Source organism: Streptomyces olivaceoviridis (genome assembly GCF_014650115.1).
Classification (GTDB): domain Bacteria; phylum Actinomycetota; class Actinomycetes; order Streptomycetales; family Streptomycetaceae; genus Streptomyces; species Streptomyces olivaceoviridis.
Genome location: NZ_BMUI01000077.1, coordinates 1 through 5,665, shown reverse-complemented (window position 1 = coordinate 5,665; position 5,665 = coordinate 1). Strand labels below are relative to the sequence as shown.

Here is a 5,665-nt window from a genome sequence, read left to right as displayed (position 1 = left end):
GGGCATGTCGAAACGCGAGATCATCCGCTGCCTCAAACGCTACGTCGCTCGCGAGATCCACCGTCAGATCCAGCTGCCGTCGGCCCTTGCTGCCTCGTCTTCTGCCGCTTGACGCAACATAGGGGCATCCTCAACACCCACCTGGCCGCCGGGATGCGCCGCTACATCGCCGAGCATGACTGGCTCACCGTCTACCAGCTACCTGCCTACGCACCCGACCTGAACCCCGTCGAAGCCATCTGGTCGATCCCGCGCAGAACCACCACAGCCAACCGTGCCTTCACCGACCCCAACGACCTGATCACCGCAATCCGACGAGGCTTACGCCAGCTCCAATACCGCAACGACCTACTCGACGGCTGCCTCATCGGCACCGGGCTCACCCGAAAACACCACGACATCACGGATTGAAGGTCAACCCTTGCTTCCGCCCGGTCTCAATCGTCTTCGGTGATGAAGTCGGTCAGCGCGGCGGCGACGGCATCGGGTTGCTCATCGGGGATGAAGTGTCCCGCGTCCGGCACGACGATCCCGGTGGCGTGGTCGGCCCACGGCCTGATGGAACCTGCCATGTCGGAAATGGAGCCGTGGCTGCTGGAGATCCCGAGGACCGGGACCGTCAGGCGCTGTTGTTCCAGCGCTTCGTGGTTCTTCCGCGCCGACTCGGCGGCGTCCCGGTAGTAGGCCAGGGACGCGCGGAGACCGCCGCCGGCGGCCACGGACGCGGCGTATTGCTCAACTTCGGCGTCGTCGAAGGTGTCGGAGGAGAGGGTCTTGACCCTCAGGAACCAGCCGACGTACTCCCGTTCGCGGCCGGTGAGCAGGGTCTCGGGCAGCTCGGGCACGAGGTGGAAGGCGAAGTGCCAGGTCTTCCACGCCTGCTCGGGGTTGGTCGGAATGGCGTCGGGGAGTGTGATGCCCGGGATGCCGGCGTCGAGCAGTGCCAGGCCACGCAGCTGGCTCTGGTACTTCAAGGCGAGGGAGAAGGCGACCCACGCGCCGATGTCGTGGGCGACCAGCCAGTACGTCGAGACTCCGAGGGCCTTGACCGCGGCGTGGACGTGCGCGGCGACCGTGTGCGTGTCGTAGCTGATGTCCGGGCGTTCGGAGTGGCCCTGGCCCGGCAGGTCGATCGCGATGACGTGGAATCGGTCGGCCAGGTTCGGCATCACCTTGCGCCAGGCCCACCAGGTCTGCGGGAACCCGGCGAGCAGCACGACGGCCGGACGGTCCGGCCGACCGCCCTCGACCGCGTGAAGCCGGACGCCGTCCGCGTCGACCCAACGGTGGGAGAAACCGGCCAGGTCGGGCAGCGGCAGGTCGCGGACCGGGCTGCCGGAGACACGGGGGGTGCTCGCGGGGTCATTCATGGTTTTCCTCCACTGGTGTGAGGTGTGTTGACGGACTGCTGGAGGTGTCAGGTGTGCTGGTTGGGTCGGTGTGCCGGCCGAGGGCCAGGCCCACGAGCGCGGTGGACACGACGAGAGCGGCGAGCATGGTGCTGGCGACCCGGGTCCCGACGGCCTGATCGGCGAAACCGAGCACCAGGACCGGGACGACGAGCCCGGAGTAGAGGAACAAGAAATAGGTTGCATTGAGCTCGGCTCGATTGCCCGGATCGCACAGCGCGTCGGTGACGCTCAGACCGTGTCGGATCAGCGTTCCGACCGCCGCGCCGGCGAAGACAGTGCCGACGATGAAAAGCGGCGCGGAGTGGGTCCACAGCGCGGCCTCAATGACGATCATCCCCACGGCCAGGAGAGCCGTCCCGAAGTTGCGTTGCAAAAGGGCCGCGGGCATGACGATCTGCGCCAGCAGCGCGCTGATGAACAACGCGCCGACGCCTACGCCGATGACGGCGAAGTTCGACACGCCCAGGTCGTCGCGCAGGAACGCGGGAGCCAGCGAGGAGAAGAACCCGTTGACGCCCGAGGAGGCCGCGGCGAGCACGCCACTGGCGACGAACGACCGTACCCGGCTTGCTCCGTCGGGGAAGACCGGACGGCGGATACGAGGCTGCCAGCGCGCCGTTCGGTCAGCGGTCTCGGTGATGACCAGCCAGGAGACGCCGGCGACGGCGCACGTCGCCAGGTAGCACCAGAACACGGTGTGAGTCGGTGCCGTGACGCATTGTGCCAGGACGTCCGCGGCGACGACACCGAGACTCAGGCCGCCGACGTCGGCCGCGGTGCTCAGCACGGCTGCCGTCCTGCGCCCACGCACGAGTTCCGTGATCGCCGACGTCGCCGTCGCCGTGATGAGCCCGGTCGCCAGGCCACTCAGCACACGCGAGATCAGCAGGACCGTGAGGCCGTCTGCCAGCGCGAATCCCACAGTGCTCAGCGCCGTGAGGGCGAGCGACAGCGCGAGAACGGGACGGCGGCCGATGGCGTCGGACAGGGAACCGGCCACGAGCAGGGTGCCGACAACTCCGACGACGTAGGCGATGAACACGACAACGGTGGTGAGCGGTCCGAAGCCGAATTGCGAGGCCCACAGCACGTACAGCGGGATCGTCAGTGTTCCGCCCGCCATGACAACGGTGTAGACGAACGTGGTGGCGCCGACCGCGAGCACGCGGTGCGCGTGTCGCCGCGCCGTGAGGTTTGCGGGGTGTCCGTCCATGCTCATGCCTTCACCCTATCCCATCTTGAACTGGTCAGTTCAAGATGGGATGATGGTATCCACCAAGAAGACAGAGCAAGAGGGAGGTGCGGCATGGCAGGCAAGAAGCAGTTCGACATCGCCACGGCGCTCGATGCCGCGATGATCCAGTTCTGGCGAGCCGGCTACGCGGACACGTCGGTGGACGACCTGTCCCGGGCGACCGGGCTCAACCGCAGCTCCATCTACTCCTCCCTCGGCGACAAGGACACGCTCTTCATGCGCTGCCTGGAGCGCTACACCACGCGCTACGGAGACAAGTACGACGCCGCGTTGTCCTGCGCCGCCGACCGGCCCCTGGCCGCCGCGCGGGCGTTCTTCGACGTCACCCTGGAACGCATCGCGGACCCCGGACTGCCCGACGGATGCCTGGTGGCCCAAACCGTCATGGCGACACCAGTGCTGAGCGCGAGCGTCGCGGCGCGTGCACGGGAGGCGATCGGCCTCCAGCACGTCCGGCTACGCGCCGCGCTGAAGGCCGGCCGATTGCACGACGAGGCGGCCGAGTCCTTCGCGACCCACCTCGCGGCCGTTAACCAGTCCCTCGCCGTCATGAGCAGAGCCGGAACGAGTACGGAGCAACTGCGCGCCATCGTCGATGTGACCCTCGACGCACTCGCGCGGACCCTCGGCGCGAGCGACTGAGATTCGTCCGGCGAAGCGGACTTCGCCGTCCGCCTGAGCGGAACCCGCCATACGTCAGAGTGCGCGTCAGGGCCGGTCCCGGTGTCCGCCCGGCCCGTCCCCGCTCGCCACGGCTCGTCAGCTACGACATCACGCCAACAAAGTCAGTAGTACTGCAACGGTGCTGCCGTGACGGATCGCCAGGTTCAGCCTCGCCGAGATACGCCGGCTGCTGAACTTGATTGAGTGATGTCGGGCCATTGGCATGACAGTTGAGCGTCGGGTCCGGTAGCTCTGGGTGGGTGAGATACGCGCAGGGCGGCGGGCTGACCGACGCTGGGAGGGCCGCGCGGGAGCGCATTCGGCTTCAGGCCGTGGAACGCTTCGAGCGCGGGGAGAAGACCAAGGACATCGCTGCTGCGTTACGGGTGTCGGAGCGGTCGATGGAGCGCTGGCGCAAGTCCTGGCGTGAGCGGGGCGGGGCGGGGTCTTGTCGAAGGGCTCGCCGGGCCGTCCGAGGCTGGGGGCGGCTCAGATGGAGCGGCTGGAGCGGGAGCTGGAGCGTGGTCCGCTTGCGCATGGGTGGCCGGATCAGCGGTGGACCCTGGTGAGGATCAAGACGCTGATCGGCCGGTTGTTTCATGTCTCGTACACGGTCGAGGGCACCTGGCTGTTGCTGAAGCGGCACGGCTGGTCCTGGCAGCAGCCGGCCCGGCGGGCGATCGAGCGGGACGACGACGCGGTCGAGTTGTGGAAGAAGGAGGTCTGGCCGCAGGTAAAAGAGAAGCGGCGGCCCGGGGTGCGTGGATCGCCTTCGAGGACGAGGCCGGGCAGTCGCTGACACCGCCGCGGGCCAGGACCTGGGGCAGAGTCGGCCGCACCCCCGTGGTGAGGGTCCGCAGCCGGGGATCCGGCCGTCTGTCCATGGTCGGCATGTGCTGCTTCAAGCCGGGGTCCAGGTCGCGGCTGATCTACGGGCTGCGGGAGTACCGGGGCCGCAAGGACGAGCCGAAGGGCTTCGGATGGCGCGACTTCTGCCGTCTCCTTGTCCGGGCCCGCCTCCAGCTTGGTGGCCCGATCGTGCTGGTCTGGGACAACGTCCGCCTGCATCTCACCTGTGGCATGCGGGAGTTCATCGACCGGAACTCCGACTGGCTGGCCGTGTTCCAGCTGCCCACCTATGCCCCGGACCTCAACCCGCAGGAGGGCATCTGGTCGCTGGTCAAGCGCGAGATCGGCAACCTTGCGGCCGCTAATCTTTCCCAGGTCACCCGGGCCGTCAAGCGCAAACTGAAGCAGATCCAGTACCGGCCCGACATAGTCGACGGCTGCCTCGCCGGCACCGGCCTGGCCGTCAACGGCTGACCGACATCACGGATTTCAGTTCGTAGCCGGTCGCCCAGGCGCTCAGCCGTGGAACCGAGGCTACGCCGACCCATGGCAGCGCGTCAGCGGCTCTTTTCACCGTTTGGGGGGACGACAGTGAATATCTGATGCTTAGTCAGGAAGATAAAGGAGTCCCGCCCCCACACCGGCCACCAGGAAGGCAGCGGGTACGGGGCTACGGTCATGCGGTCATTGCTAGGTACCGGCCTCCATATCCTTGGCCACCTCTGCCTGGGCTGCGGGGTTCACCTGAACCGCGATGAGGCAGGATGCACGCCAGACCAGCACCAGAGAGATTGAGGCCGACGATGACCGAACCAGGCGCGGTAGACCTGATCCATTTGGAGGACTCGGATGGCGATCACTGCATCGTTCGCGTGATCGGTCGCTACAAGCACGGTGTGCTGCCGACTCACAACATTCTCCAGGCTGAGGTTTTGGCGCACGCCAGCTTCTTCGATGCCCGGCTTGAGCTCTACCTCCTCCAGCAGGACCTCGACGCCTGGCAGCAGGAGCTGACCGGCCTGGCTCCGGGCACAGGTGCGAGCATCGGTGGGGATCGCGGGCTGAATCTCGTTCTCCACATGCAAGAGGACCAGTCTCTGGACGTAACGATCCATGATCCCGACCGCCTCAGCGCGGTGCTGTGGATCGGGCCGCAGGAGAACTTGATAGAGAAGCACCACGAACGACTGGAGCAGGTCCGGCGGACCTGGCCCGAGACAGCCCCCATCACGTACGAATGGCGTCCACCCCAGGAGAGCTGAGCGGTACCGCTTGGCCCCGCGAGACCGACATCACGAGTTCAGTTTCAGTGATCACCCGTCTCACCGACCGCCGGCCCGCACCCGTCGAGCACATCCTGCACTGGTCGGCCTGGCGTCGACGACGACACCAGGCCCGCACCAGCCACTACAAACGCCGCGGACACTGCCGGAGCCTGACCCCGGATCTTGGACATCAGAGACACTTGGATCTTGAGGATCTGAGG

General features: G+C 67.0%; 4 protein-coding genes and 2 pseudogenes. 4 read left to right on the top strand and 2 right to left on the bottom strand.

The features are described 5' to 3' along the window. Nucleotides 1-129: 129 nt before the first annotated feature. Nucleotides 130-411 (top strand): annotated as a pseudogene (locus IE273_RS42795) (transposase); the annotation flags it as partial. 26 nt (nucleotides 412-437) lie between these two features. Here the strand turns inward: IE273_RS42795 and IE273_RS42790 are convergent. Both IE273_RS42790 and IE273_RS42785 read right to left on the bottom strand, forming a co-directional pair. Beyond that, on the bottom strand, nucleotides 438-1,370 hold the full coding sequence (locus IE273_RS42790) for an alpha/beta fold hydrolase (protein WP_189820511.1): 933 nt from the start codon (nucleotides 1,368-1,370) through the stop codon (nucleotides 438-440). Further along, nucleotides 1,363-2,631 carry an MFS transporter gene (locus tag IE273_RS42785; RefSeq protein WP_189820510.1) on the bottom strand — a complete coding sequence of 423 codons (1,269 nt, stop codon included), beginning with the start codon at nucleotides 2,629-2,631 and terminating at the stop codon, nucleotides 1,363-1,365. The genes IE273_RS42790 and IE273_RS42785 overlap by 8 nt, the downstream gene beginning before the upstream one ends. 87 nt (nucleotides 2,632-2,718) lie before the next feature. Here IE273_RS42785 and IE273_RS42780 point away from each other — a divergent pair, with 87 nt between their 5' ends. The 3 genes and pseudogenes from IE273_RS42780 (at nucleotide 2,719) to IE273_RS42765 (ending at nucleotide 5,441) form a co-directional block, all read left to right on the top strand. Further along, nucleotides 2,719-3,309: a TetR/AcrR family transcriptional regulator gene (locus tag IE273_RS42780; protein ID WP_189820509.1), complete on the top strand. Its 591-nt coding sequence runs from the start codon at nucleotides 2,719-2,721 to the stop codon at nucleotides 3,307-3,309. Nucleotides 3,310-3,590: 281 nt separating this feature from the next. After that, nucleotides 3,591-4,653, top strand: a pseudogene (locus tag IE273_RS45520) (IS630 family transposase). A gap of 329 nt (nucleotides 4,654-4,982) precedes the next feature. Further along, complete coding sequence (locus IE273_RS42765) at nucleotides 4,983-5,441, top strand: DUF5959 family protein (RefSeq protein ID WP_189820508.1); 459 nt, start codon at nucleotides 4,983-4,985, stop codon at nucleotides 5,439-5,441. The last annotated feature ends 224 nt before the right edge of the window (nucleotides 5,442-5,665 follow it).

Coding starts and splice junctions, on each gene's coding strand:
- IE273_RS42790 (WP_189820511.1), bottom strand. CDS start 1,370: ATGAATGACCCCGCGAGCACCCCCCGTGTCTCCGGCAGCCCGGTCCGC.
- IE273_RS42785 (WP_189820510.1), bottom strand. CDS start 2,631: ATGAGCATGGACGGACACCCCGCAAACCTCACGGCGCGGCGACACGCG.
- IE273_RS42780 (WP_189820509.1), top strand. CDS start 2,719: ATGGCAGGCAAGAAGCAGTTCGACATCGCCACGGCGCTCGATGCCGCG.
- IE273_RS42765 (WP_189820508.1), top strand. CDS start 4,983: ATGACCGAACCAGGCGCGGTAGACCTGATCCATTTGGAGGACTCGGAT.